The organism is Pseudomonas fluvialis, assembly GCF_002835605.1.
GTDB lineage: Bacteria > Pseudomonadota > Gammaproteobacteria > Pseudomonadales > Pseudomonadaceae > Aquipseudomonas > Aquipseudomonas fluvialis.
This window is the reverse complement of the sequence record NZ_PIYS01000019.1, coordinates 1-25651: the sequence shown is the minus strand read 5'-3', so window position 1 is coordinate 25651 and position 25651 is coordinate 1. Positions and strand designations below refer to the sequence as shown.

Genomic DNA, 25651 nt, shown 5'->3' with positions numbered 1-25651 from the left:
GTAAGCGCTCCATAAACCCCACCTGCCCATAGGCCGCAGATCATTGGATGCTGAGCTCCCGTTTTCACTGGAGTTCATCCCATGATGCGTCCCGATGCCAAGGTGCAGAAGGTCTACCTCTACCCAAAGCCCGTCGACTTCCGCAAATCCATCAACGGCCTGGCCGCCTTGGTCGAGCTGGACATCAAGGTGGAAGTGTTCAACCCGGTGCTGTTCGTGTTCCTCAATCGCACGCGCAGCCAGGTCAAGATTCTCTACTGGGAGCGCAACGGTTTCTGCCTGTGGCTCAAGCGACTGGAAGCCGAGCGCTTCAAGACCAAGCCCGATGCAGGCGACGAGGCCATCGAGCTGACGGTTGACGAACTGAACTGGCTGCTCGACGGAATTGACCTGTGGCGCAATCGTCCGCACCAGGTACTGACGCCGCGGTTCGTGGCCTGAGCCGGTATAATCCAGCGCCATGAAATTTGGCGCCGACAACCTTCCTAACGATCCCGTCCTGCTCAAGGCCTTGGTGCTGCAATTGCAGGAGCAGGTCGCCCTGCTGCGGCACAAGCTGTTCTCACCCAAGTCCGAGCGCAGCCCTGAAGATGCCGACTCACCGCAGCTGGCCATGTTCAACGAGGCCGAAGAGCTGGTCGAAGAGCCGACTGCCGAGCCAGCCGAAGCTGAAGCCGAAGAAGTCGTTGCGCCGATCAAGCGTCGTGGCAAGCGCAAGCCGCTGCCGGCCAATCTGCCGCGCGTCGAAGTCGTCCATGAACTGCCCGAGCACGAACTGACCTGCGCCTGCGGCGCCTGCAAGCAGGTGATTGGAGAAGAGACCAGCGAGCAACTGGAGATCATCCCGATGCAGGTGCGGGTTATCCGTCATATCCGCAAGACTTACGCCTGCAAGGCCTGCGAAACCGCACCGGTCACCGCCGACAAACCGGCCCAACTGATCGAGAAGAGCCTGGCTAGTCCCAGCGTGTTGGCGATGCTGCTGACCACCAAGTACGCCGACGGCATCCCGCTGTACCGTTTCGAGAAAATGCTCGGTCGCCACGGCATCGACATTCCCCGCCAGACCCTGGCGCGCTGGGTGATCCAAAGTGGCGAGCAGCTGCAGCCGCTGCTCAACCTGATGCGCGACAAACTGCTGGACTACCCGGTGCTGCACTGTGACGAAACCCGCCTGCAGGTGCTGCACGAACCCGGACGCGATCCCACCGCGCAGTCCTGGATGTGGGTGCAAAGCGGCGGGCCGCCAGATAAGCCGGTGATCCTCTTCGACTACACCACCAGCCGCGCGCAGGAGGTACCGCTGCGCCTGCTCGATGGTTATCACGGCTACCTGATGACTGACGACTACGCTGGCTACAACGCCGTGGCCGTGCAAGAGGGCATCGAGCGGTTGGCCTGCTGGGCGCATGCGCGGCGCAAGTTCGTCGAGGCGCAGAAAGTGCAGCCCAAGGGCAAGACCGGCCGTGCCGACATGGCGCTGAACCTGATCAATAAGCTCTACAGCATCGAACGTGAACTGAAGGACGCCAGCGATGCCGAGCGGCAGGCCACCCGAGTGCAACGCAGCCAACCGCTGCTCGATCAACTCAAGGCCTGGCTGGACAAGACCCAGCCGCAGGTTGCTGGGCAGACGGCTCTGGGTAAGGCCGTAAACTACCTGGCCAGCAACTGGGGCCGGCTGGTGCGTTACGTCGAAGGTGGAAACCTGCCCATCGATAACAACCGCGCCGAAAACGCCATCCGCCCGTTCGTCATCGGTCGCAAGAACTGGTTGTTCAGCGACACGCCCAAGGGCGCCACGGCCAGCGCACAGATCTACAGCCTGATCGAAACCGCCAAGGCCAACGGCCAAGAGCCTTACGCCTGGCTGCGCCACATCCTCGAACACCTGCCAACGGCACAGAGCGTCGAGGACTACGAAGCGCTGCTGCCGTGGAACTGCTCGCCGGCTTCTGCCTTTGCTTCCTGAAAACAAACCCCGTCCACTAGGACGGGGTTTATGGAGCGCTTACGATGCTGCTGCCGTCCTTCGGGAGTAATTGAAGGATCAGGTCGTGCAGGCTGACGTCGTGTTGACTCATGAAGTTCTTCCTTAACTAAAACGGTGCGGCGCTTATGCCTAAAGTGTGCGAACTCAGTGCTGCTGCGTCCAGCCTGCGGCAGCCCAGTCCAAATTCTCGGGTATCAGGTAGCGGTTACTGGCATCGGCCAGTCGCTGGTTAGCTGTTTCTTCTGCAACCTTGAACAGCCCTTTGGAGGCTTCAGGGTCGGGGATAAGGCTGCTGTGTTCGGCAGGGCTCAGGAGCCATTGGCTAGCCTTTGGAGGGTTCAGTTTGGCTTTGCCACCGCTAACCTGAATGGCAACAAACTCCTGCCGCATGCGTTTGCCCTGTGGGCCTTGCCAGCGCAGCATGGCTCCAAGTAGTGCCCCCTCGCCGAGTTCTGGCGCTTTGAGCATTGCAGCCAAACCGCCAAAGTCGTGCTCGCAGGCTTTACCCAGCAGGTACTGCATTAGCTTTGAATTGAGGTCGAGCATGTGGGTGTCTGGGCGATTGGCTGCCAGCATGCGATCCAAGGTCACGTCCATACGCTGGGAGGCCTTCGGGGATAGCCCCATTTCGCGCATCACCTGCTCGGATAATCGGATTCGCAGCAACCGTTCTTTGTGGCTGCGCTCAGCAACCTCAATACCCAATTGATCGAACATTCCAAGGACGAAGCTGTAGAGATGATCGACAGTAATTTCGAGTTCATCGCGCAGTTCATTGGGGTCGCTGGTGGCTGCATGAGCAAACAACTCTCGCTGTTTAGCGGCAGCCGTGCGTGCTTGGTTCAGAGCTTCGTCGATGCGCTCACGGGTACGGTCTATGCCGAGTTTTGTCGCCTCTTGCAGGATGTCTTCTACGTCGATTAGCTCGGCCAGCTCGCCGAGGATTTCATCCTTCAGGCCTTCGTTGAACTCATGCCGCTGAACCTCGGCGAGGTCGGTCACCACGCTGTCGATTCGCTCGTACATCAGGTCGACGATGTTCTGATCCAGACTGTCGGTTTGCTGGATGTTGAACACGACAACCTTCTTTTTCTGCCCGTAGCGGTACAGGCGGCCAATGCGTTGTACGAGGCGCATTGGGTTCCAGGGCAGGTCATAGTTGACCATGACGTGGCATTTGCTCTGGAGGTTGATGCCTTCCCCACCCGCCTCGGTCGAAATCAGAAAGCGGCCTTGCTCCTCAAAACGCTTGATGGCTTCGCGTCGCTCAGCATGTTGCATGGAGCCATTGATGAGTTCGACCTGGTCGCTGCCATAGTGGTCAGCCAGTGCTTCGCGCAGATAGTTTTGAGTGGTGCGGTATTCGGTAAAGATCAGCACCTTCTCGTCGGCATTGGCAGCGTGGATCTTGCCGATTATGTCTTCGATAAACAGCTTCAGTTTGAGGTCGTTTGCTTTCAGTGCTGCTGCTTCGGCAATCAGGTCTTTAAGCAGCTGCACTTCACCGGCGAAGAACTCGCGGGCATCACTGGTGAACTGTTCTTCCCATTCACCCAGATAACGCTGGTCTCTGGGTTCTTCATCCGAGAGTCCGTTGGCCTCATCGTCGAGCAGGCGCTGAAGGCGGTTGCACAGCGCCCGGTGAATAGCCGCCGCGCTGGAGGCTGCCAGCTTTCGGTAGACGGTCATCACGAAGCCAATGGCGTTACCGGTTCGTCCCAGTGCTTCGCCCGCGTCATAGCCTTTGCGCAGATAGTTCTGGAGGGTCTTATCGAATTCGATGGATTCAGTGCTGCTGGGTACCTGCAAGGCACTGGTTATTTTGCCTTGGAAGATGAAGTTCCCTTCTGCATCCGTTACATCCGCCTTGTGATTGCGGAACACCATGTCATGCAGGATTTCTGGCTTGATGTTGAGAGCCATGAGGTCGGTGCGTCGCTCGGGGCGAAGCAGTTCCAGCAGAGCGACAAACTTGTCTTGCATGCCCTGGTGAGGGGTCGCACTCAGCAACAGCATGTGCTTGGTTTGGCTGCGTAGGTTTTTCGCCAGGTCATAGCGTTCCGAACTGTCCAGCTTCTGTCCGTACTGGCGACGGCTGAGTCGATGGCCTTCGTCAAATATCACCAGATCCCAAGGCTCTGCCTGGAGCAGGCTTTCTAGGTGACCCTCTTGCTTGAGTCGATCCATGGAGCCGATGACACAGTCGTGCATCTTCCATTGGCGGGGTTCATTGATGAAAAAATCCTCGCCATAGATCTCGAAGTCTTCGAGCTTGAACTTGTGATATAGCTCTTCCTGCCACTGTTTGGTCAGGCCAGCTGGCGTGATCAGCAGGATGCGTTTGACCAGGTCTCGTTGCCGCAGTGCATGCAGCAGCATTCCGGTCTCGATGGTCTTACCTAACCCCACATCGTCTGCAATCAACCAGTTGAAGTTACCGGATGCGAGGATGTGGTGCACCAAGTGAATCTGATGAGGCAGTGGCTCAATTTCTAGATGGGAAAGGGCGCCGGTGTTTTCATTCCATACTTTGATGGCATGGGCCAGCATGCGCAGGCGCATACGCTCGGCATCGTGTGCTTCGCCTTTGCTGGCGGTGACAAAGCGATGCTTAACGCCCTTTACCTGACGCAGATATTGATAGGGAAGCCAATGGCGCTCACCTCGCTCAGGAAAGTCGACCAATACTTGCTCGCTGCCTGCCAAGGTACGCTGCTGCATGATGACGCCCTGCCCTAGTGAGCGAACACCGCTACCAGGGGTTTCGTCGACCACATCCATGCCATTTTGAAAGCCCGAGCGCACGGAAGATGCATCGACATAGGCCAGCTTCTTCTCGGGAATGAACCAGTGAACCTGAATTTGATCTTCAGCTTCTTTAGCGACACTCATTTTTACAATGCCCCGGCGTTCTACCTGGCCGCTGGGCAGTGTTTGGCTGACCCAGCAGCCTGGAACGTGGGTGAGTCTCAGGGGCTTCATGTGCTAATCCTTGGCTATGGCGAGGTTTAATTTTTCAAAGAAACCCAGTGATCTTTTTGCCGAAGACGTTGAGTTATTTACTAGGATCATTTTTTCGGTAATTAATGAATCTTCAGAATCCATTTCTTCTTCATCAATGGAAACACCTTCAGTATCAAAGTTCCCTGAATAATTTTGATTTTTAGAAGGATTTTTTTCCTTGTCAGTACGGGCATTCAAAATCGTCGATTCAGCATCGAAATTCTTGTCGCTGAAATAGCAACTTGGCTCCTGTGGATGCTTGGTTTGAAACACACCATAGCTCCTAAGAGTTTCGGTTTTCTCGTACTCCAGCGGGTCGCACAACCCCAGATCGCTGTACTCCTCTGCCGGTAGTTCGCGGGGATCACAAAAGTCAAAGTGCTGATTGGCGGGCAAGCAACCTTCCAGATTGGCGAACCTGAACCATAGGTAGCGTGCAAAGGCTTTAAACGCGCGGCGCAATGTGCTGTTTTCGTACCAGGATGCAAATAGGTTTTCGAGGAAGACCTCGATCTCTTCTACTTGGGGAAGAGAGTCAAAGGAGCGCACGATCAGCAGAGCTGTCGGCCAGGACAGAACGTCATGGGACAGGCGGCTACTTCCTGTTTTATCGAAGGCGATCCAGTAGATGTCATTCTCAGCCCAGATCACCTTGATGTGCGCAGCCAGAATCAACTCACCAGGAGTGAGGCCTTTTTTGATCTCTCTCTCCAACGCAAGGCGAGTTGCGCCCCAGCCGCTCATGACAAAAATCTGCTGAATCAAAGGCAAGGTGCTGAGAGGCCAGTTGGCGTTTGCAATCAACTCCGCTGCTTTCTGAAGTGCACGATCTTCACGGGTAAGCTTGTCTGCCAGCCAGTCATTGGATTCGGCAGCTATCGGTTCTTGGTTGTCGAAGACCTCATCCGGGTCAAATGCATACGCGGCGTAGTCATCATCTAGATCACGGAAGTCATCCGGATTATTGCTGCTATCTTCTTCGCGTTCTGTTCCCAGTTCGATGGTGCTCAGATCATGCAGATCATGATCGAGGTCGAGCTCATCCTCGGGATCTTCAAGCCCCAAACCCATCTGAACCGGAGTAGTTAGTTCTAGCTCAAGGTCAGTGTCTAGAAGATCGTCGTCGTAATCGTCTTGCTCATCTAGGAGCTCGTCTTGAATCGGAAGAGTGATTGGTAACTCTTCAGTTTGAGGAGCAGGTTCTTGGTGTACAGGGCAGTCATCAGGCTCTGATGGCGCTGGTGAGCTCAAGGGCGATGTATCGTTGATGCTCAGAGATCGCCCGGCCTTTTTGAATATCTTGACGCTGGCTTGAGCTTGGCCGGGTTCGCTTATCTTTCTTGGCAGGACAAGCTTGAGAATGCCCTTTTTAGGGACTGGCGAAGAGACTTCTAGTTCCTCTGGCGAGTCTATAATCGCTGGTGATGTCGCTGCCTCATCGATTACTTGGTTTTCATCTGTGAGTGCCGGGGTTTCATTGGCAGCAGGGCCTGCTGAGTTTTCCCACCAATTGTCTTGGTTTAAAGGAGGAAGCTCAGCGGCAGCGTGCTGAATGAAATTGAGTGAGTCTTCCTCGGTTTTTGACGATGCCTGGCCTGCTGGCTCTGATGATGTTTCAAGTGTGGCCAGGGATTTGGCTGAGTTATTGAGGAAGGCTAGGTCACTAGCTGTAGGTAAATCGTCTTCCGGCTCTAGAGCGAGCTCGACAAAGGCTTCTTGTTGGCGTTTTAGCAGTAGCGCACGTTGCATCGCCTTGGCCCCGTCAATTGGGCGGCGTTGCAGCATGTATACGCGGCTGAGTAGGTTTAGGTAGTCAGGCTCTTCAGTTGTATCGATAGCTTCAAGTAGGAGTGATTCAGCCGCTTGTAACTTGCCTGCCGCGACGAGCTGATTGACGTCTTTGAGCAGCGTCTCTTTGTTGTGTTGCTTGCTCTTGAGCGAAAGGGATTGGGGGGCGCGGCTTTTTTTGAAATGCAGAATGAGCTCAAGGCGGCGTCTGATTTCATCCGCAGCCTGGTGGTTTTCAAGGAACTCACTGAGAAGCGTTCGGGCTGTGGCGTGCTGCCCTTGTGAAATTAGAAGTGCTACGGCTTGCAGCAGGCCCTCTGAGGAATGACCTTTCAAGCATGCGCGGATTTTCGTATCCAGCTCATTTGGATCCGATGCGGCATAGCTCCACAGTTTGTCTAAAAGCGCTTCCCAATCCATTTCCATACCGACTCCGTGACGACACCACCCGCTCTGCGCAAATTTTGGAGCGTAGGGTTACCACTACCTCTTCGGGGTGTGGCTTGTGTCGTCAGTCACATTATCCAGACCGACCTTGTGGGTAAAGGCAAACAGCAACCAAAACATTAATTTCTTGTCCGCATGGCCAGCACTCGCTAGCTAATGGATTCGCTCACATCGATGCGTCGCGAAAGCTGTATCAACTGGGCCTCATGGGCTCTAAGCATGGCTTTCAGTTCTGCGTTTTCATGCTCTAGCCCAATGATCGTGCGGCGGCGTAACTCGCTTATCTGGGCCTGACCTCTCAGTAGTTTTTGGATGACCAGATTTTTTTGCTGCATGACCAGGAAAATCAATCCCTGGAACACGAGGGTAAGAACAGCTAGCTCTCCATGAACCCACGGTTCCATGTGGCCTCCCGTGAAATTTCCGCAGATCGAATTGAACTGTCAGGTAAACCTTATGTAAGGTTTGGCGACATAGAAATATTGGTTACATGAACAGGTAAACTTTCTGAGCAGGATGCCCTCGCATGAAGCGTAAGCAATCAATAACCAGCGTTCGTTGGGATCTGGCACTACGTTACCGATTGATTGAGACCATCGCGCTTTGGGAGGGGCGACTCACCACGGGGCATTTGATGCAGAGCTTCGGTATCAGCCGGCAACAAGCTTCGAAAGACATCAACAGCTATCTGGCTGACCACGCGCCCGGCAACTTGGACTACGACAAGCACATCAAAGGCTATGTACCCAGTCGCCGATTCAGCCCGCTGTTTATTGATGACAGTGCCAGTGCCTACTTGCATTTACTGAACCAAAACAGCGAGCGGGCACCACACATCGAAGGCCTAGCGCTGGCTTACGCGCATACCGAAGTTCTGAATGTGCCGGATCGTTCGGTTAGGCCTGAAGTCTTGCGCCCGCTGTTGCGTGCCTGTCGTGAGGGACTTCGCCTGGAGTGCGACTATGTTTCTTTGGCCAACCCAGTGGCCGAAACACGCCTGATCGCACCTCACACCCTTGTCTATACCGGCATGCGCTGGCACGTGCGGGCTTACTGTGAAAAGAACCGCGACTACCGGGACTTTGTCTTGAGTCGCTTCAGGGGTGAGCTGGACGTGCTTGGTGAGTCCGACCAAGGCCGCGACGCGGATGACGGTTGGAATAGTGAGGTTGAAGTGGTGATAGAGCCTGATCCTCGGCTGAAACCCGACCAACGCAGCATCATCGAGGTGGACTTTGGGATGCAGGCTGGGCAGCTGAAAGTGGCGACTCGTGGGGCACTGGTGCAATACGTGTTACAGCGCTATCAGATCGATCCGCACAAAGTGCAGACCAAGGCTAGCGCCCAACAGATTGTGGTCAGCAACCTCGATGAACTGGGCGTTTGGTTGTACTCCTAGGTGCGTTTGATTTATTCCGCTGGGCCGTAAGCGATCCGGGCGAGCAGCCAAAATACGCCACCCAAGGTTGTTGCGATCAATCCTGCATCAATTGAGCTGAGCATCCACATCGAACACCTCCAGGTCATGTTGATGATGACCCTACCGGCTTGTGTTGGAGTGATCGACCTGTCGACTTTTCGTGCGTAAACATTAGGTACAGACCCGTGTTTGGCAGATACATCCCCCCTACGGTCAATCCCCTCGGGTCTGGTATAGCGCAGGGGCGGACACTGGTGACCGCCAGGGATCAGGCGGTCGCCGCTATCGGGTCAGGTGCGGTGTCTGATTGACCATAACGTCCTATTACGCGCAGTGGCGCTGCTAATGCAGCGCACTGAACTCCGGCACAGGATCCACAAAGCGGCCTCGCTCCGGGAATTTGACCGTGAAATTGTCGCGAATCAGCTTCAGCTCATGATCAGACGCCACGGACTCTTCCCAGCCCGGCAGATAGCTGAGGCCCATGACTAGGGCGCGGTGCTTGAGGCGCTTGTACAGCGGGCGCTTGCCCAAGTAGGCGGCCAATAGCAGGGCTTCACGCAGAATGTCTTTCTGGGTTTGGCCTGAGCGGTAGAGGGCCAGGTCGGCAGCCTTTTCGAAATGCAGGAGCGCCGTTTCTAATTGCCCCGCCAGCACATGCCAGCGGCCCTCCAGCCATTCCAGATAGTAGGTACTGATGCCGTCCGGGTCGTGGTGGCCCAGGAGCAGGCGGAATTGATCCAGGGCGAAGCGTGTGCGGGCCTGGTCGCCGAGGGACTTTTCCGTGGTGCGCTTCAACTGCTCAAACAGCAACAGGCCGCTTTCGACCAGTTCACGCTTATGTTCTGCGGCCTGAATATTCAGCGTGGAAAGCATCACGCCGATATCGATGATGGGGAGGTCGCTCAACACCTGCTGGAGTATGCAGTGGCGTAAGCGGACATAACTCAAGGCTGCGCTTTCGAAGACGACTAGGGCACGTGCGACGATTAGCCATTCGGTGAAGGCGCGCAGCAGCAGGGGGCGAGCCATGAACTGCGCCTGCAATTTCTGATGAAGCAATGCGATGCTCTGAAGATCCGGCAGCTGTTCGCCTTGTCGCCAACGGCGGATCGCTTCGCGTCCGTTCTTGTTCTCGCCGGAAGCATCAGGATATAGGTACTGGCCCAGATGGTTGGGCGCTATTTCCAGCTCGCGTTCCAGCCAGGCCAGGGTAACTTCTACAGGGTGGTGCTGCTCATCTAATAGCTGCGGCAAGGATGGACTGGGGATTGCCTTGTGCATTTGCAGGAGAAAGGAGCCGAGATAAGGCGCCAAGAAATGCTCTGCCAATACAGGTAGCGCTTGCTCACGAGTTAAGGCGTCCAAGGCTATGGTCTTGATCAGTTGCATGTAGTTTTCTTGCAGGGCCTCGACCGCCGAGGCAACAAATCGAGCAAATTGCGCATTACTTCTGCTGCTCAACGGCGCTTCGAGCAGTTCATCGCGCAGTTGTGTCAGTAGTTGCCAATCAAAATCCCCTTCCCGAGCCAGCTTATCCACATGGCGGTTGCTGGCTTTGGTATCAAGTGCCTTCGCCAAAAGGCGGTAGCACTCTCCGAGTCGTGGGTAGGGTGGTCGTAAGGTGTAATGTTCTTTGGGCATAGCGGCGGCACGCTCTTCGTCCGTGTTGACTACCCGCTGCCAGCAGCGGGCAGTGTGTCCTGGTGGTTAGGTTTTGGGCCCTTGTCCCCGGTTGCCACCTGATTTATGCCCTGGCACTTTGCTTGGCCAGTTACCTCCAGGGAAAGCATTACTGGGTGCCGGTCGAGAATTATTTTGTCCTCCATTGCTGGAGGGCTTTCCGCTAATACTTTTGGCCATCTGTGCGGTGAGTTTGGGCGTCTGACGAGTCATGTTGCATCTCCTGGGTAAGTAGCAAAATAGCTACATGGCCAAAGGTACGGAGACGCTGGGCAGAAGGCCCGCGCGCAAATGGTCAATTTTTCTCTATTGGATCGAGGCTGCCGGATAATTTTCGGCCATCACGCAGCGAGACCCCTTCCCAAGCGCTGTCATCCTCTCCCTGAACATCCTTTTCGAGGGCGCGCCGCCTATTTCGATAGGGGATTAATTCCGATGAATCCGCGCTAGGCGTTGCCAGATACAACCAACTTTCAAACGCACCGATCTGCTCAGCCCGTGCGACCAGTTCTAGGGCCAGAGTTGAGTCAGAAGGCAGTAGTAGCCAAATGCGCTGGAAGTAGCGCTTCACTGACATGGCTAGCGTGAGCAGCTCTTCGGCGGCTGCCCCCTCTTTCAAGGATGTGTCGCCCAGGCGCGGAATGACTGCGATGGGCTGGCCTGGGTTATTGATCAGAATAAATTGTCGTAGCGTTCGGAAGTGCTTCACCAGCACCATTTCGCCTTCAGCGCTGCCAAAAAAACGGGGCCCCGCCTGTTGAGCAAGTTTGATACAAAGGCGCTGATGTTCGGCCACACGCTGACGGGCGCGGGAGCGAGCCGTGATTTGCGCATGCCCAGACTCTGCGGCCATCGAGTCTAAGGTTTCACGGAGTACTTTCAGGGTTACCTGGTTGTCCAGGATCGCCTTGAGGCTGGCCTGAGCTGCCTGTGCGTTCAGCTTGTACAGGCGCTCCAGCAACTCGGCGTGGGCGTAGCCGCATTTGACCTGCTCCACTGAGAGAGAGCCGTCAGTCATGCGCTCAAGAAATGCCCCGGCATTGAGCATGCGCTTGATCACCTTTTCATCGTAACCAGTGTCTTCGGCTTCGCGGCGAATGAGCTGGTAGATGCTCTCGACACCCTGGTGACAGTCGACCTTGGGCCGAAGGTTTTGATAGAGGCCAAACCAGTGCGTCTGTGGCTTACGGGGCATGGCGTGCTCTCCTGATGGCACCTGAAAGTCATACTATTCTATTTGATACGCTTCACCAAAAAAAAGCTTGACCTGATCGGTGAGTCTGGCTATACCTAGTGTAATGGATTTATTGGTGAAGCGTACCAAATGAAGAGAGATGCTCAAAGCCATAGCACGACCCGAGACGTATCTCGTCGCAGCAACCGTGGCCGCAAGGCGTATGTGATGAAGTCGGTGAAAAGCGGCTTGGAAATCCGCTTGGAATCGCGTGACGAGATGGTGTTGGCCAAGGTACTCGACTTGGATCCGAGGAGCAGTGAACTGCGGGCTCAGGCTATGACATTTGATCTAGTTCGGGGTGAGGTACTGACAGCCCTACCCGCTAACAAGCCCAAATATAGTCAGTACTACACACCGGATTTCACGGATGTGATTGATGGCATTACGTATGTCTTTGAGGTGAAGCCGAAGCGCTACTGCACGCAGCACAAAGAACTCTTTGCACTTGTTGGTGAATTTTGTCAGCGACGCGGTATGAAATTCAGAGTGCTTTGCAAAGAGGATTTAACTGAAACGTTTTTGGTAAATGTGAACGTATTGCACCATTTCGCCCGGCAATGCGCTCAGCAACTGCCAGGCTGGGCACAGCAAGTCAGCCAACTTAACAATAAGACGGGGTATGTCAGAGACGTGCTCTGCGGATTGGAACCGAATAACTATTTTTTGCTGGCAGGGCTGCTGAGCGGCGTTTTGAAGATGGATCTAAATAAAGTACTGATTCAATCAATGGATTTCGACGTGTACCCAGGGAATGGAAATCTGGAAATGCTGGAGGTTCATAGCGATGAATAATCCAATCCGAGAAAACGGGGTTGTGAATATTTCCGGACAGCCCTTCGTTATCAAGTCAATGCAAGTTGACTTGAAAGATATTGTCCTGCGCGGCAAGGGTGGTATTGAGCGGGTTATGGACTTTCAGCAGTTCTATAACGAACTGGCAACTGGAGTGATCAAGATCCCAGGGTATGCGACTGAGCGTCAAGGTAAGACTTGGGAGCCTTCAGAATATGCGGAAGCTATTTTTCGCAGAGACATCATAAAGTTAGTTGACAGCGAAGAATATCTGCGAGCTTCGCAGGAAGAAAAGAATGAGTTAAGGGTTAAAGTTGGCATTGAGCACGAGAAAAAGGTGCCGTGTCCAAAAACCATCAGGCAGTATCAGAAAAAATATTCGAAAGGAGGTTTTGAAGCCCTGATTCCGAACTACCGCGCGCGTGGCGGTAAAGGTTGGATGGTAAAAGCGGCAGCTAAAGAGCTCGTCCGAGCAGCTATCCTGGATACCTATGCCAAGGATGACAAGCTGAACCTAGCAGCTACAGCGCGGATTGTGAATGACCGCCTGAAAGGCTCAGATTGCCTGGTTGAGGGTAACCAGACGATCAGCGTGAAACTGGTGTCCCGCGTGCTTCAAGAAATGCCTCGGGATATCGTCTTGGATGGGCGAATTGATCCCAGGACTTATCGCCTATTGTCACGGCAAGCGGTTAATGAGTTTTACGTAGAGCATGCTTTTGAATTGGTGCAAATCGACGCCAAGACGATTGATATGTATGTTGTGGATGAATTTGGTCGAAAATTTTCAAAATTGACCTTGTACTCAATGGTTTGTAGCCGTACAGGCTATCCCGTGGGCATTTATGTGACAGCCGGGACACCCAGTGAATACTCATTGCTCAAGCTATTTGAGTTTTTCTTTTCCCCGAAAGACGAGAAATTCAAAGAGCGCTTTGAATTGAAATCAGATTGGCCTGCGCCGTGTGGGCTGAATAAGGCTCTATTGGATAATGCGTCTGAGAATGCGGCGGGTGTGTCATTAGAGCTCGTCCGAGATCTTGGGATTGATATCCATTATGCCCGCGCTTATCGCGGGGACGATAAGCCCCACGTAGAGTCACTTTTTAATACCTTGGATAAGATGGTATTTAATCTGATGCCAGGCTCTAAGAAAAGCGCTGAGAAAGAAATCAAGAATCGACATGAGCGAGCGGAACACGAGGCTTGCTACACCGTCGAGCAAGTGTACAAAGATGTTGTTCAGTTCATAGCGGACTACTACGTAAATCAGCCTGTCGTGAAGCTCGGATTTCGCCATGGAAAAAACATGACAATTAAACAGGCGATGGATGAAGAACTCAAAAGATTCATGCCACCACCACCACCATCTCTTGAGCAGGTTCAGCGTTTGATTTTGCATAAGAATAAGACGACTCGTACTGTGCAACACTACGGGATCGATTTCGAGGGCTTTCAGTACAACAGCTATGCCTTTCGGGACGTGACGCGGGATTATCTTCAGAAGCCTGTGACGATTCTGTTTAACCCTGCCGAATGTGCGGCGATTTATGCCGTTGATCCCCGTAGCGGTGAATTGATCAAGCTCGATTGCAAGATGCGCGACGTTCCAAATGTCTCGTTCGAGGTCATCAAAGAGATTCGTAAGCAGTATGAGCGTGACCCGCAGACCATGACTGGTCATGACTACCACCGTGTCTACGCAAGCTTGCTGATCAAATGGACGACAGACAGCACCCGGCGTCGCTCAAAGATTTCCGACCATAACCGTGCAGGTCAGAAAAAAGCCCGTGAGGGTTATCACCGTGACGTGCAAACCCAGCTTGACCAGCAGGCGGTTTCTCCGGTCGCACGCAGTGTCATGCCGGTCGAGCCGGATGATGACTTTGTACCGGCCCCTGCCGAGGTCATCAAGCCATGAGTTGTATTTACGATCAGCTCGTTCAGCATGAGCGCTTTTCATCCGCCCTTGCTGTGATTTTGGCGGCTGTAGAGCGTGCGCGTAATAAGGATTACCAAATTCAGCCAGTCGTTGGGCCCACGAGGGTCGGGAAGACGAGGGTGTTGGCCCGTGCGATCCAAGAGATCTTGCGCACCTCCCCTGTCGGATCGCAGAGCGTGATCTCGGTGGTGAGTCCCAAACATCTGACGGCACGAGCCCTGCCAGATGCTTGCCTGAGCAGCATTGGCATGAGCACTGGGGGCTTTAAGAACCATGTCGCGGCGACGGAAGCTTTTATCAAAGCAGCCAATAAGCGGAAAACGGAACTCATCATCTTTGATGAGTGCCAGCACATGCTGGAGCGCGGCAGTAGCACCACGGTGCGGGCGGCGGCTGACTTTTTTAAGCTTTTCGATGGAAAACTGGAAGCCAGTATCGTTCTCGCCGGTCTGCCATCGCTTAATCAACTGTTCCAGGAAAATGAGCAACTGGCGGATCGTGTCAGGCGGCCATTCCAATTTTATCCGTATGACTGGCAGGGCCCGGACTACACACATTTTCGGGCAGCGTTGGCGACAGCGCTGCAATACCTGGCGAACAACGGTTGGCGCACGTTCGATCTCAAGGATGCCGAGTTTGCCAAGCGCATGTATATCGCGTGTGCGGGGCGTTTTGGCCTGATCGTCAAGCTCTTTCGTGAGGTCGAAGTCTGTTCAACGAATGGGGAGGCGCTGTACCCCGAGTTTGCTAAAGCCTATGAGGCGGCAGTCATCGGGCGTCTGATCGACTTCAATCCGTTTGACCGTAGGATCACGGTTCAGACCGAGCATATGGCGTTGGTGTACACCAAGGTCATGTCCGAAGCTGGCGTGAAGGTTTGAGGGTTCATCATGCTGGCATTCCCCCTGACCCCCTTCGCTGATGAAAGCGTAAATGGCTATCTCCTGCGGTTGGCTGAGGAGAACTTCATGGACTCCTCTGCCGCCCTGCTCCGAGAGGCGGGAGTTCGACTCAAAGCCCGTTACAGTGAGGCTGAGCTCAATGCCGTCAGTGAGACGCATGGCTTGGATTGTGCGGGGATCCAACAGCTTGCCGGTTTCTCACAAGTCGCGGGCTCGCTCAGCCAAGGGCGATTTCTCCGCACCGCAGCAGTTCCGGTCTGTGTCGAGTGTTTGCGCGCGTCCGCCTACATCCGTCAGGCCTGGCATCATCAGTTGTTCACTGCATGCCCGGAGCACCAGCGCTCACTGTTGGAAGCCTGCTCCGAGTGTTCGGCACCGCTAGACCTCAAGCGCCACTCGATTACAACCTGCCGGTGTGGGTACGACCTGACCACTGCGGATGTCGCGCCAGCAGATCCCGCGAGCCTTTGGGTGGCCAGCCTCTTGTGGCCTGCCAGTGGCATTTCGCTGCCGGGACTGGAGGCGCTGCCCCAAGACGTTGATGCCTTTTTATTGTTTCTGGCGAATCTGACGTTGGCGGAACCGCATCGGAAAAATGCGCCCATCGATACGGACAAAGCCTTGGCGGTGTGCCAAGCCAGTCATCAAATCGGCAACAATTTGCTGCCTCGCTTCAGGGACTTCGTCGAAGCCAAGATTGAAGCGGCCAATCAAATGGCGTCCAGCCGATTCATGCTCAACCTGGGCTCCTGGTACCGCGAGCTGAACACAGAATTTGCGGGTGAGGTGTATGCCCCCCTCCGCGAGATGGCCCACCGGCTGATTCTTGAGCGGGCCAATGCTCCGATCAATCGCAAGATGAAACAGCTCGGCGCCGAGCTGCTTGGGTTGAAAGCGACTCTCACGGCTGCCGAGGCCGCGCGTACCTTGAAGAGCTCCGCAGATCGCATTGTGGCTCTGGTGAAGTCGGGGGCGTTGGGTGGAACCATCTTGCAGGGCGCGACCAGTGAATTTTGCTTGGTTAAGCGCACAGAGGTTGAGGCACACCAGCAAGCGGCTGCGGATTTCCTCTACGGGAAGGATTTGCTCAAACTTCTCGGCATCAGTCGACGTACCCGAGACCGCTTTGCGGAAACTGGGCTCTTGAGCCCGGTGTCGGAGATGCAGCGCCCGCTGTTTGCACGGGGGGACTATCGCAAAAGTGAAGCGCTGGCTCTGCTCGAACGGCTGACCGAGAGCTGCGGCGAGATCGATGAGCCCAAGCGCAGCCTGTCATTTGCGGATATCAGTGGTAAGCGCTTTTCCAACGCGCAAGCCAATGACCTGCTTAAGCGAGTATTTGCGGGTGATCTTAAACCGCTAGGCCGTGTGCGAGGTATCCAGGGGTTTGCGGCGTTTCGCTTTGATGAAGAAACGCTGGCAGACGTGTCGGCTCAGCACTCAACCGGTATTGAGTTCACTATCACCGACCTGACCAAGATAACGCCGTGGAAGCATCAAACCATCAAGGGGTGGATCGATGCCGGTTACCTTCGGGCACGTGTTGAACCTGGCAAGAAATACCGGACATTCATCAGTTTGGCCGACCTCATTGCATTCCTTTCCACCTATGTGGTGGCAGCAGATGCGGCAGATCGACTGGGCAGCAAGTCGGCCTGGCTTAAGGGGACAATGAAGAGGGTTGGCGCACTGGTGACTGGCCCCAGTGGAGAGGTGGAGAGCGGGCTTTTGCTCTCGGTCGATGCGTTGGTGAACATCGTTTCTAATCGAGCCCCTACTTGGTCACGGCCATCCAAACCCAGCGCCCGCACGAGCCAAAACCCTGAACTGAAGGCAGTGGTGGATTGGTATTGCCAACCGCCGGAGGTGCTCTGTGTCTGACCGAATCAGCTCCCGTCTGCCAGCGCGGACGCAACGCCTTTTACTCGAAGCGCTGCTGGAGCATTACCCCGACGAAGTCATTACTGGCTTCCTGGTGAATGCCTCTATCAGCTGCAACTGCGTGCGGGGCCATGCCTACAAAGTCCGCCGTTATCCGGAGCACGCCGTACTCACCTCGGGGGAGATCAGCCATGTCGTGCGCGATGGGGCGCGCTGGTTGATCCACACAGAAGATTTCGACTGTTTCGTGATCGTGAATTTTGCGCCGGGTGGGCTTCAGTCACTGCGCCATCTGATTGATCTCTATGAGACGGCGCGGATGGTGCAGTCGCGCTGGTGCCTTCAATAGCGGGAGTGGATATGGACGAGCTGAGTGCGGTGACCGACTTGTTGTATGGCCCCGGTACGGCCATACCAGGGTTACCCTGATCAGATCGCCCGATTCTAAGACTCGACCATCGCGACCAATTTGTTGTGTCATCGCAGCTCCTTTGCGCTTTCATTCTGATCGTGAAGCTAAAAAATGAATACTTGCGGTCTATTGTGCGACCTGCTGGCGGAGCACATTCATCTGTATCTGTTGAGCCTCAGTGATGTATCCCGGCGTGAAGTGGATAGGATCGCTCCAAATGATCATGCCTGTTGAGGGCCGCCGCATGACGTTTGTGATGTTGCAATCCACAGCCCCATCATTTTCGGGCAGATACTGAGCTGCCTGAATCAGGGTGTTGAGCAGAGGAGCGAACTCGGATTGGTTGCGCGCAACCTGACTGCATCGTTCGAGGAATTGAGCACGATGCTCATGCTCTACCAGTTCGCCATCTGTCAGCTGTGTGAATAGCTCGGTCAGTCGAGCACCCTCGGTACTTGTGGGATCTACAGGTTGAAGCCATTCAACCTGTGCTAACCAGTAAAACTCATCGTCCAAATATGCATCATCGGCTGGTGCTACTGGCCCGAAGTCCTGGATAACCCTGACCACGTGTGGATTGCCCTTGGCTGACTGCTCGGAAAGAAAGCAGTGGCCTCTTCCGTCAGTGGTTAGCCGATAGAGCTGGCCGTCACGCCGAAAAAGCATTGCTGAGGAGCCATGGGTAAAGTATTCGGCTGATCGGAGCGGCTCTTGTGCCATCACATGATCAAAATACGGCCCGCTGAAGAGGTTGCTCATAGTGCTGTGCTTGGATCTAAAAATGGGTTTTCTCTCGTCAGAGTCCGACCAGCCGAGCTATTCGGTCTTCTGTTTCGAGTATCACGTTCTTAAGGAGAGCTTCTCGATCCCTGAGCCTTTGCAGCCGGCAATGCTGAGGACGCTCACAGATGCTGCTATCAGTCGAGCAGCTACTGCAAAACAGGTTCAGAGCGTCCTGAGTTTGTTCCTCGGCCATCGTGAGCAGTTTTCGGAAGCCCCAGAGATTGATCGACAACAGTGTCCACATTGGCAAATTTAAGAGTGTTCGCATCAGCGCCACCCTTGAGCTGCAATGCTGGATACTTTGGCGCACAGCTGAGTTCGTGCAGCGTCCAGTACCTGCGCATTGGTTTTTGCAGATAGGTGTTCACGAGCTTTGTTGCCCAGAAAGTAACTGATGCGTTCGGCGTTAGCGCCTGACGGATGGGGAAGACCTGCGAGAACCTGCTCAGGCTTGAGCAGGCCTTGGCGTTGTAGATGCTCAAGGGCTTCGGCCACTTTGGGCCCAAGGGGAACGTAGAGGCAGTTATTGCCCAGTGCTTTTACCTCCTCGGCAAGATGCGTCTCGACCTGCTCTCGCATGGATTTCTGCTTGAGCATTGATGGACTGCCGCTGTAGTTCGCGCCATTGACGAAAACTGGATAGCGCAGTGCGGAGGTGTAATGCACCAGGTGTGTGTGGGTATCGAATAGCCGGGCACAGCTATCAATCCCGAGCAGTTTCGCAATGCCAATGTGATCGAGCATGGCAATCAGGTTGTTGCGCATTGGCCCAGAAAAGCTCGCGGTTTCCTTGGATTTCCTTCTGGCCTCTTCAATGGATGCCCCGGCTTTTAGCTGTCTACGTGCCTCGCTCAGTGCGTTCACCGCTTGCTGGTGACCTGGCGTGATGCCGCAGATAGTGATCCGAGCTTTAGTGTTGATGTAGTCGAAGGGGGCGTAGAAAGTCTGAAAATTGCCCTCCGATGACAGCAACAACTCCTTGGGCAAATCGGCGCCGCTCAGGTTAATAGTTGAGTTGAGGATGATCGGGCTGAATTGTTCAAAGTGGCTCATGATTCATTCCTTGAGTTAACGCGTACGGCGGTGAATGCGACGGGCAGCTGAGTTAGTGGGCGTACCACGTCGAACTCGCTTGTGTGCTTTTTGCGGCTTCAGCCTTTCGTCCCGATAACCCACGGTGATGACCTTGCTCTCTGTCAGCACCGCGTAGATGTCGCTACTGCGTAAGGCCAGTTCCTGGTTTGTGGGGTCTACATCCCCCAGTAACTGTGAGAAACCTGCTTGGTCGAAAAAGCACAGGCAGACGCCTCGGTTATGGCTTTCCTCTCCGTAGCACAGCAGCCATTCCAATTGCTTTTCACTGATACGCCGCTCCTGGCAACGCAGTTCGGCGTGTCGGGTCATGAACATGAGAGCACCTCAAACCAGTACGGTCGGCTTGAAGTGGCGGCGCCCTTTCAGCCAGCGCAGCGCTTCATGGGAGTCCACCACAGTGCGAGTCCCTTCTTTTCGAGTGTGAAGACGATCTGGCGCGGTGGGTTGAGTGGCGTTGCGCACGGCTTTTTCAGTCATCTGTGCGAGGAAGGCGACTTCGTTCAGGGTGAGGTATCCGCACTCGGAATCTTTTAGCACCGTAGGTAGAGCCTCAGTAACGACATCACCAAGCGTGTCGCTGTCCAGGCGCGCACGAATTGCTCCCAGCTTGAATAAGTGTTCAAGGCTTGGTGCGAGGGAGTTTGCGCTGTGGAACTCGTCGTCCCAGCGGGCTTGATTAATGAAGGATGCAAAGTCCAGCCAGTTGTCATCTTGTGTGCCGACGCCGGTTGTCTTGAGTTGGCCTTCAACTGCGTAGTCGTAGCAGCTCTCGGCGATAGCATTGAAATGCGAAGCCCCGCCAAGAACCTTATCTAGATCTTCCGGATCGCATTGATACTTGTCGGATTCAGCATTGAGGTGCCCCACGTAGGCATCGTTGACCTCGGTGGCTAGCTGGTCGCGGCGGATCTTGGTCTGTGGCTTGGCGTGATTACAAAACAGATCTTCGAGTCGCATATGTTCCACTCCGTTTGGAATGTGCGCAGATTGAACTCAAAAGATTCCACTGTCAATGGAATGTTCCATTTGTTTTGGAATTTTACAAACTGCTCTGAATGGGGCTGTCGCTGCCGCTAAAAACGGCTTGGCGCCTTGGCATACGTGCTCGTGCTATCCGCTGCTAACCGGATGAGGAATTTGCGCAGCAGGGTGGAGTTAGCTGTTTAGCTGCTAAAAGTGCGACATGTGTCACGTTTTGCTGTGCTTTTAGAGCGGCCTAAAGCCTGTCTGCGTGACACCACGAGGAGGCGGCACAGATGACACTTATTGAATGGCCGGAGATCGGCGATGTGGTATCGAATATCGACCTGATGGCTCTTGTTGCTTCAGGGCAGGGTATGCAGGTATTGAGGGCATCCATAACTGTGGATGAAGCTAAGCAGTTGTACTGCCTCCTTGGTGCTGGTGCTCTCAGGGATCATGCTTCTGTCGAAGCATTGAGGTGGCTCTCGACACAGCTAAGCAAGCCTCTGGGCAGGCTAGAGCTGCCAATCGCAGGTACGTTCACGACACTCCACGGTTTCTTTCTGGAGGGAGGGTCGGCGGATCTGTCTGCATATAGCCGTCATGGCCACTTCTGCGAGACGGTATTCGGTGACCTGCACCGAGTATCTTTGGATTGGCTTGAGGTCGGTACGGGCGAGCCTTATAGTTTGATGTTCTGCTGGTAAAGGAGCTACCAATGCGGTTGTTCAGCTACAAAATGACTCATGACACTGGATTCGCCCCGAACCCATTTGGTCACACGCTGACGCTTGCGACCTGCAAGCCGCAGATCCGTCGCTTGAAGAAACAGGGTGATTGGATTGCAGGATTTACTTCCAAGGCTCTGACAGGGGATCAGGTTGGTGAGGAGCGCCTCATTTACCTGATGCAGGTGGGTAAGAAACTGCACCTACGCGAGTACTACAGCGACCCTCTTTTCCAGGACAAAATACCTAACCTCGGCAAGTCCGGCCCTACCCCAAAAGCGGGGGATAACATCTACAGACCCCTTGTGCCAGGTGCATTCGAACCCGCGCATTTTGAGCAAATCCCCAATCCCAATCATTGGGATACGGGAGCTGATGCTCCCAGTCCTTTTGATCTACGCCGAGATTTATCAGGGCAGTACGCCTTGATTGCCGACGAGTTCTATTACTTCGGAGCTCAAGCCATTTCACTCCCTGAAGCCGTCCGCCCAGCGCTACCCCGTGGGCAGTCGGCTCATGGCATACAGTCCACCGAAGCGTTAGCCGAACGTTTTATCTCTTTTATACGCTCGCGTTACCAACCGGGTAGGCATGGAAATCCGACGCAGTGGCCTGAAGATGAACTCACCAGCACATCTAAATGCGGAGGCCGCTGATGCGCATCATCCTGAGCCGCAAAGGTTTTGATTCCACGGCAGGGGGGTGTCCAAGCCCGATTTTTCCGGATGGGCGCATGCTTTCATTGCCCATTCCGGATAAAGGCTCCCCCATTGCCTATCAAGACCTGTCGTTTGGGGATATGAACGTTGGTGATCTGGTTGTAGAGCTCACAGGCGATGCCAAGCGGAGTCGCCATTTCGCCCACTTAGATCCAGACCTGCGTGCTGATTCTTTACCGCGATTGCCTGGTTGGAAACCTTTATTGGGGCAGACCGGTAGTGCCCAGGGACACCTGCGTAAGCAGGGCGTTCAGGTCGGTGATGTGTTCCTGTTCTTCGGATCTTTTAGGTCTGTTGAGCAGACAGCAGATGGCTGGCGTTTCAAAAGAACGGAACGGGCACGCCATATCATCTGGGGCTGGATGCAGATTGGGCGGATTCACCAGGTCGATGAACTCCCTAGCGATGAAATGCTTTGGGCCCGCTATCACCCGCATTTCGCCTACTCCCCAGATGCATCTAATACCCTGTACGAGTCGGCAGATCAGCTAGTCATTGGCGACGCTCACACCCATGCTCAAGGAGCAGGTGTATTCACGCATTTCGATCAGAGGTTGGTGCTGACAGCCCCCGAGAGTAATGCCCAGACTAGCTGGAGGCTTCCAAGCTTTTTGGCTCCAGTAGATGGACGCTCACAGCTGAGTTATCACGGTGATGAACGTCGATGGCGCGTAGTTGGTGATGAGTGTTTGCTCAACAGTGTGGCCAGAGGGCAAGAGTTCGTCTTTGACACGCAGGGGCAGGATGCTCCTGTCCAGTGGATTCTTTCCCTGCTGGAAGCCAGCTCCTCCAGCAAGTGAAATGGTGTCTAGCGAGTCGGCTGGCGCAGCGCTCGACTTTGCGACAGATTGCTAGCTAGAATCTGTCGCAGGCGCCCGCCCAACTTGCACACGAGTTAAAAAAGGCTTCGCATTCCTTCGATTCATATCTCTCTAGCTGAGAAACCCTTCCAAGCCTGGATGTCCGGGGCTTAAACGTGTGCCGTTCGCTCCGTACGTCAGGCGATGAGGATTGGTTTCATGGCTATCAAAGAACTCGTCTACGCCGCCAAGCAACAGCTTGAGTCTGCTACTCAGCGATCATTTCGCCACTCGCATATCTATGAGCTATTTGCAGCGAGCTTTGGGTTCAATACCCGTGCTTCGTTGGATGCGGCCCACATCATGGCCGTAATGGAGCGCGCGCAAGTGCCTGTGGCTTCTTCACTGGCAACACTTCATCGTCGATTTGCCGAGTTGGGTTATGAGTCGGTTGCTGACACGGCTGGTGAGACCTTGCTCAGCATGATTGCTGACCAGCGTCTGGGGGTTGCCTCTGTTGAGTTGATTGCAGATACCCTGCAACAAGGCTACTGGGCATATCCCGAGGATTGGTATGACCTTGATGAGGAGGACGAGGATGAAGCCTCTGACTCTGAGTCAGGAGGCAACCCGTCACCATCGCGCGACCCTGCAAAAATTACGTTGTTGATTGACGGCCTAAACGGTGCGGCTTCGAGAGGCAGCGCGGCAGCTCACTACGCTTTGGCACTTATATATAGAGGCGATGACCTCAGTGAAGAGGAGGGCTCCTCCTATTGGTACTCGCTGATGGAGCAGGGCCGCGATCTTGATGGGGTGCAGCTCGAATGGGCGACGGCCTACAAGGCTCACCTGCTGAATGCCGAGCGAGAGGCACTTCATTTGAATGAGGCAGCACGTCTGGGGTGGGCAGATGCCAGGTTGGATATTGCTCTTGAGAAGGCGCAGCGTGCTGAGCATCGGGGTGACCATGAGCAAGCTGAGCATTGGTACAAGGAGGCCGCAGGTTTAGGTCATGTGGAGGCGATGCGCTCTCTGGTCTGGTTGGCTGAGGATGCCGATGATGTTGATTCTGCAAGGCATTGGAATCATCAGGCTGCTCTGCATGGTGACGTCGATGCGATGCGTGATCTGATTGATGAAGATGACCGGGGAAATCTATTCCAGAACTGGGTCTGGATTTACCTTGCCGAGCATCTGGGTACTGATCTGCGCGAGAGTACGCTGCGGGCATACCACGATGGCGGTCTGTATGCAGGCCAGGAGTACGATGATGACCAAGGTGGGCCGCTCTACGTGGATGGTGATGAAGGGGTGCATCTGGAGCCATTAAGTGCTTCAGATGACGTGAGGGCCAGGGCAGCGGCGCGCGAGTTCCTCAACCGGATCAAGCATGCTTAGCTTCTATCTAGGTTCCGAGTGATGTAAGGTAATCGTATTGACAACCTGTCAATTGAGAGGAGATGCCGACAAGATATCCTAATATCATGTCGCCTCCTGATGGGTTAGGACTGGCTAGAAGCCCCGTCGTTACTGGCTTTGGAAAGTAACATTGTCCGAAGGTAGGTTTTGGCCTATTTACTTTGACCGACAGGGTTCATTAAGTCTGTCTGAAGTCGCCTTCAGCCCAGTGTTTTCGCGCTTTTGAGGTCGGCTATCTTTGTCCGCCTCCATTTATAGCCATAAAAAACCCGGCTACCGCCGTAATGCTGTTCACTTAAGCGGAGCAGCCTTTCGATCCACTGGATAACGGGTCTTTGAGATCTTCACCGTCCTTGGTCTTGATGGCCTTGGACGGTGATCCAGAAACAGCCCACCGATTCCTGCTCTCAGCTCCGACAATCGTGTTCCTGTTGCTGAAATCGGGTTGGCCGCCGCCATCACGATCAATTGCACGGCGATGTATTGAGCTACTGGTTTGAAGCGGATGTCGCCCGGAGAGCGGCCGAAGGCGACGGCTGCCTGACCGGCTTCGCGGCGGATGATGTTGTAGGCCAACAACAAGCCCCAGACCTCCTGGTAGACCAGCTCCGTTACCTTGCTGCGCAGGGTCATCGCATTCTGCTGCAGAGAGCTTTTGATATCCCGGAAGCCCAGCTCGATCTCCCAGCGCTCCTGATACAGCTTGGCGATGGTCTTGGCGCTGTAAGTATCCGCAGGCAGCGAGGTGAGCACTGTCTTGATCTTGTCCTTCACGGCGTAGCTGACTTCACGTACCTCCCAGTGCGTCGGCAGGTCGGGGTTGCGCTTTCGTGCCTGTGCCGACACCTTCATGCGCAGCAAACGATCGCCCTTGCCGTAACGAGCGACTTCCTCGCCAACCAGCCCTTGGCGGGCCGGAATCAGCCAGTGCCGGCTTTCCCCTGCGGCGCCCAGGCGCAACAGCAAGTCGGCACTCCAGAAGCCCTTATCGAACAGCGTCACCGACTGATTGGGAATCTGCTGCATAAACTCATCGGCCAAGCGCATCTCACTGCGCCGGTAGGGACTCACCTGCGCATCCAGAATCAGGTGCGAGCGCACGTTCATCAGGGCTACCAGTCGCAGCATGGGAAACGGCGTCTGGCGCTCGGTGGAGGTATTGCCGGAGCCGAAATGCTCTCGGAGTTCAGGCGTGTCTGGGGTGCGCAGGAGTGCGCCATCCACGGCCAATACTTGCAGGCCCTGCCAGGTATCGCCCTCATAGCGCTCGCAACCCCACTGGTTACCCGTCTGACGAAACAGCCACTCAACCGGATCGGCACCCAATCGTTTACGCGCCTCGGTGACACCGCTTCGGGCCAGCAGGTCGTGAGAGGCCAGCCCCTGGGCACAGATATTCAGGCGTCGTGCGACCTCATGCACCGGCTCGTCACGGAACAAGGCCATGCCAAGCACCAGCCAGAGCACCTGATCGCTGGGCAGACGCCGCCGCCTTATGGTGGCCTGGGCGGACAAGTCCAGAGCGGATGCCACCCACTCGATCGGGATGTTTTGGGTGAAGGTGCTCAGATCCGAGAAGTTGAACAGTTCACCTAAGTCGAGCAGTTGCTGTTGCAGAGACATAAAAAATCCGATGCCAGG

General features: G+C 54.8%; 22 protein-coding genes. 12 read left to right on the top strand and 10 right to left on the bottom strand.

The genetic code is table 11. The annotated features are described in order from the left end of the window. Positions 1–81 precede the first annotated feature (81 nt). On the top strand, positions 82–441 hold the full coding sequence (tnpB, locus tag CW360_RS11645) for an IS66 family insertion sequence element accessory protein TnpB (protein WP_058151328.1): 360 nt from the start codon (positions 82–84) through the stop codon (positions 439–441). Positions 442–460: 19 nt separating this feature from the next. After that, a complete protein-coding gene (gene tnpC, locus CW360_RS11640) occupies positions 461–1972 on the top strand; it encodes an IS66 family transposase (RefSeq protein WP_101192531.1) in 1512 nt (503 codons plus the stop codon). Between the two features lie 165 nt (positions 1973–2137). Here the strand turns inward: tnpC and CW360_RS11635 are convergent, their stop codons facing one another. The 3 genes from CW360_RS11635 to CW360_RS11615 all read right to left on the bottom strand — a co-directional run bounded on the left by CW360_RS11635 (position 2138) and on the right by CW360_RS11615 (position 7635). Then, positions 2138–4555 (bottom strand): DEAD/DEAH box helicase, encoded by a 2418-nt coding sequence (locus tag CW360_RS11635; RefSeq protein ID WP_101193823.1) that lies wholly within the window; start codon positions 4553–4555, stop codon positions 2138–2140. Between the two features lie 423 nt (positions 4556–4978). Beyond that, on the bottom strand, positions 4979–7210 hold the full coding sequence (locus tag CW360_RS17115) for a hypothetical protein (protein ID WP_245874712.1): 2232 nt from the start codon (positions 7208–7210) through the stop codon (positions 4979–4981). A 170-nt stretch (positions 7211–7380) separates the two neighbouring features. Then, positions 7381–7635: a hypothetical protein gene (locus CW360_RS11615; RefSeq protein ID WP_170307389.1), complete on the bottom strand. Its 255-nt coding sequence runs from the start codon at positions 7633–7635 to the stop codon at positions 7381–7383. A gap of 122 nt (positions 7636–7757) precedes the next feature. Here CW360_RS11615 and CW360_RS11610 point away from each other — a divergent pair, with 122 nt between their 5' ends. Continuing rightward, positions 7758–8630 carry a helix-turn-helix transcriptional regulator gene (locus CW360_RS11610; RefSeq protein ID WP_101193821.1) on the top strand — a complete coding sequence of 291 codons (873 nt, stop codon included), beginning with the start codon at positions 7758–7760 and terminating at the stop codon, positions 8628–8630. 363 nt (positions 8631–8993) lie between these two features. Here CW360_RS11610 and CW360_RS11605 read toward each other — a convergent pair whose 3' ends face one another. Both CW360_RS11605 and CW360_RS11595 read right to left on the bottom strand, forming a co-directional pair. Beyond that, positions 8994–10295 (bottom strand): hypothetical protein, encoded by a 1302-nt coding sequence (locus tag CW360_RS11605; protein ID WP_101193820.1) that lies wholly within the window; start codon positions 10293–10295, stop codon positions 8994–8996. Between the two features lie 334 nt (positions 10296–10629). Next, a complete protein-coding gene (locus tag CW360_RS11595; RefSeq protein WP_101193818.1) occupies positions 10630–11529 on the bottom strand; it encodes a hypothetical protein in 900 nt (299 codons plus the stop codon). Between the two features lie 207 nt (positions 11530–11736). Here CW360_RS11595 and CW360_RS11590 point away from each other — a divergent pair, with 207 nt between their 5' ends. Genes CW360_RS11590 through CW360_RS11570 form a run of 5 tightly spaced genes read left to right on the top strand, consistent with a single transcriptional unit; the run spans position 11737 to position 17437 of the window. Further along, positions 11737–12363 carry a hypothetical protein gene (locus CW360_RS11590; protein WP_093985486.1) on the top strand — a complete coding sequence of 209 codons (627 nt, stop codon included), beginning with the start codon at positions 11737–11739 and terminating at the stop codon, positions 12361–12363. Then, on the top strand, positions 12356–14284 hold the full coding sequence (locus tag CW360_RS11585; protein WP_093985487.1) for a Mu transposase C-terminal domain-containing protein: 1929 nt from the start codon (positions 12356–12358) through the stop codon (positions 14282–14284). Before CW360_RS11590 ends, CW360_RS11585 begins: the two co-directional genes overlap by 8 nt. Beyond that, positions 14281–15186: a TniB family NTP-binding protein gene (locus CW360_RS11580; RefSeq protein WP_093985488.1), complete on the top strand. Its 906-nt coding sequence runs from the start codon at positions 14281–14283 to the stop codon at positions 15184–15186. The genes CW360_RS11585 and CW360_RS11580 overlap by 4 nt, the downstream gene beginning before the upstream one ends. A 9-nt stretch (positions 15187–15195) precedes the next feature. Then, complete coding sequence (locus tag CW360_RS11575) at positions 15196–17088, top strand: TniQ family protein (RefSeq protein ID WP_101193817.1); 1893 nt, start codon at positions 15196–15198, stop codon at positions 17086–17088. Then, the gene (locus tag CW360_RS11570) at positions 17081–17437 is read left to right on the top strand and encodes a hypothetical protein (protein WP_084342384.1); all 357 of its coding nucleotides are present in this window, start codon (positions 17081–17083) and stop codon (positions 17435–17437) included. Before CW360_RS11575 ends, CW360_RS11570 begins: the two co-directional genes overlap by 8 nt. 189 nt (positions 17438–17626) lie before the next feature. Here the strand turns inward: CW360_RS11570 and CW360_RS11565 are convergent, their stop codons facing one another. The 4 genes from CW360_RS11565 to CW360_RS16970 form a co-directional block, all read right to left on the bottom strand. After that, complete coding sequence (locus CW360_RS11565) at positions 17627–18259, bottom strand: hypothetical protein (RefSeq protein ID WP_101193816.1); 633 nt, start codon at positions 18257–18259, stop codon at positions 17627–17629. Positions 18260–18550: 291 nt separating this feature from the next. Then, complete coding sequence (locus CW360_RS17110) at positions 18551–19336, bottom strand: hypothetical protein (protein WP_101193814.1); 786 nt, start codon at positions 19334–19336, stop codon at positions 18551–18553. Positions 19337–19351: 15 nt separating this feature from the next. Continuing rightward, the gene (locus CW360_RS11550; RefSeq protein ID WP_101193813.1) at positions 19352–19693 is read right to left on the bottom strand and encodes a DUF4258 domain-containing protein; all 342 of its coding nucleotides are present in this window, start codon (positions 19691–19693) and stop codon (positions 19352–19354) included. 9 nt (positions 19694–19702) lie between these two features. Then, entirely contained in the window at positions 19703–20335 is a 633-nt protein-coding gene (locus CW360_RS16970; RefSeq protein ID WP_212633296.1) for a hypothetical protein, read from the bottom strand. Positions 20336–20634: 299 nt separating this feature from the next. Between CW360_RS16970 and CW360_RS11540 the strand changes: the two genes are divergently transcribed. From CW360_RS11540 to CW360_RS11525, 4 genes are all read left to right on the top strand, one after another. Next, positions 20635–21048, top strand: coding sequence for a hypothetical protein (locus tag CW360_RS11540; protein WP_101193812.1), 414 nt, complete (start codon positions 20635–20637; stop codon positions 21046–21048). An 11-nt stretch (positions 21049–21059) separates the two neighbouring features. Continuing rightward, the gene (locus CW360_RS11535) at positions 21060–21725 is read left to right on the top strand and encodes an Nmad2 family putative nucleotide modification protein (RefSeq protein WP_101193811.1); all 666 of its coding nucleotides are present in this window, start codon (positions 21060–21062) and stop codon (positions 21723–21725) included. Continuing rightward, on the top strand, positions 21725–22588 hold the full coding sequence (locus CW360_RS11530) for an Nmad3 family putative nucleotide modification protein (RefSeq protein ID WP_101193810.1): 864 nt from the start codon (positions 21725–21727) through the stop codon (positions 22586–22588). The genes CW360_RS11535 and CW360_RS11530 overlap by 1 nt, the downstream gene beginning before the upstream one ends. Positions 22589–22807: 219 nt before the next feature. After that, positions 22808–23989: an SEL1-like repeat protein gene (locus CW360_RS11525; RefSeq protein ID WP_101193809.1), complete on the top strand. Its 1182-nt coding sequence runs from the start codon at positions 22808–22810 to the stop codon at positions 23987–23989. Positions 23990–24301: 312 nt separating this feature from the next. Here the strand turns inward: CW360_RS11525 and CW360_RS11520 are convergent, their stop codons facing one another. Beyond that, positions 24302–25633, bottom strand: a complete 1332-nt coding sequence (locus CW360_RS11520; protein ID WP_170307333.1) for an IS4 family transposase — start codon at positions 25631–25633, stop codon at positions 24302–24304. Positions 25634–25651: the final 18 nt, after the last annotated feature.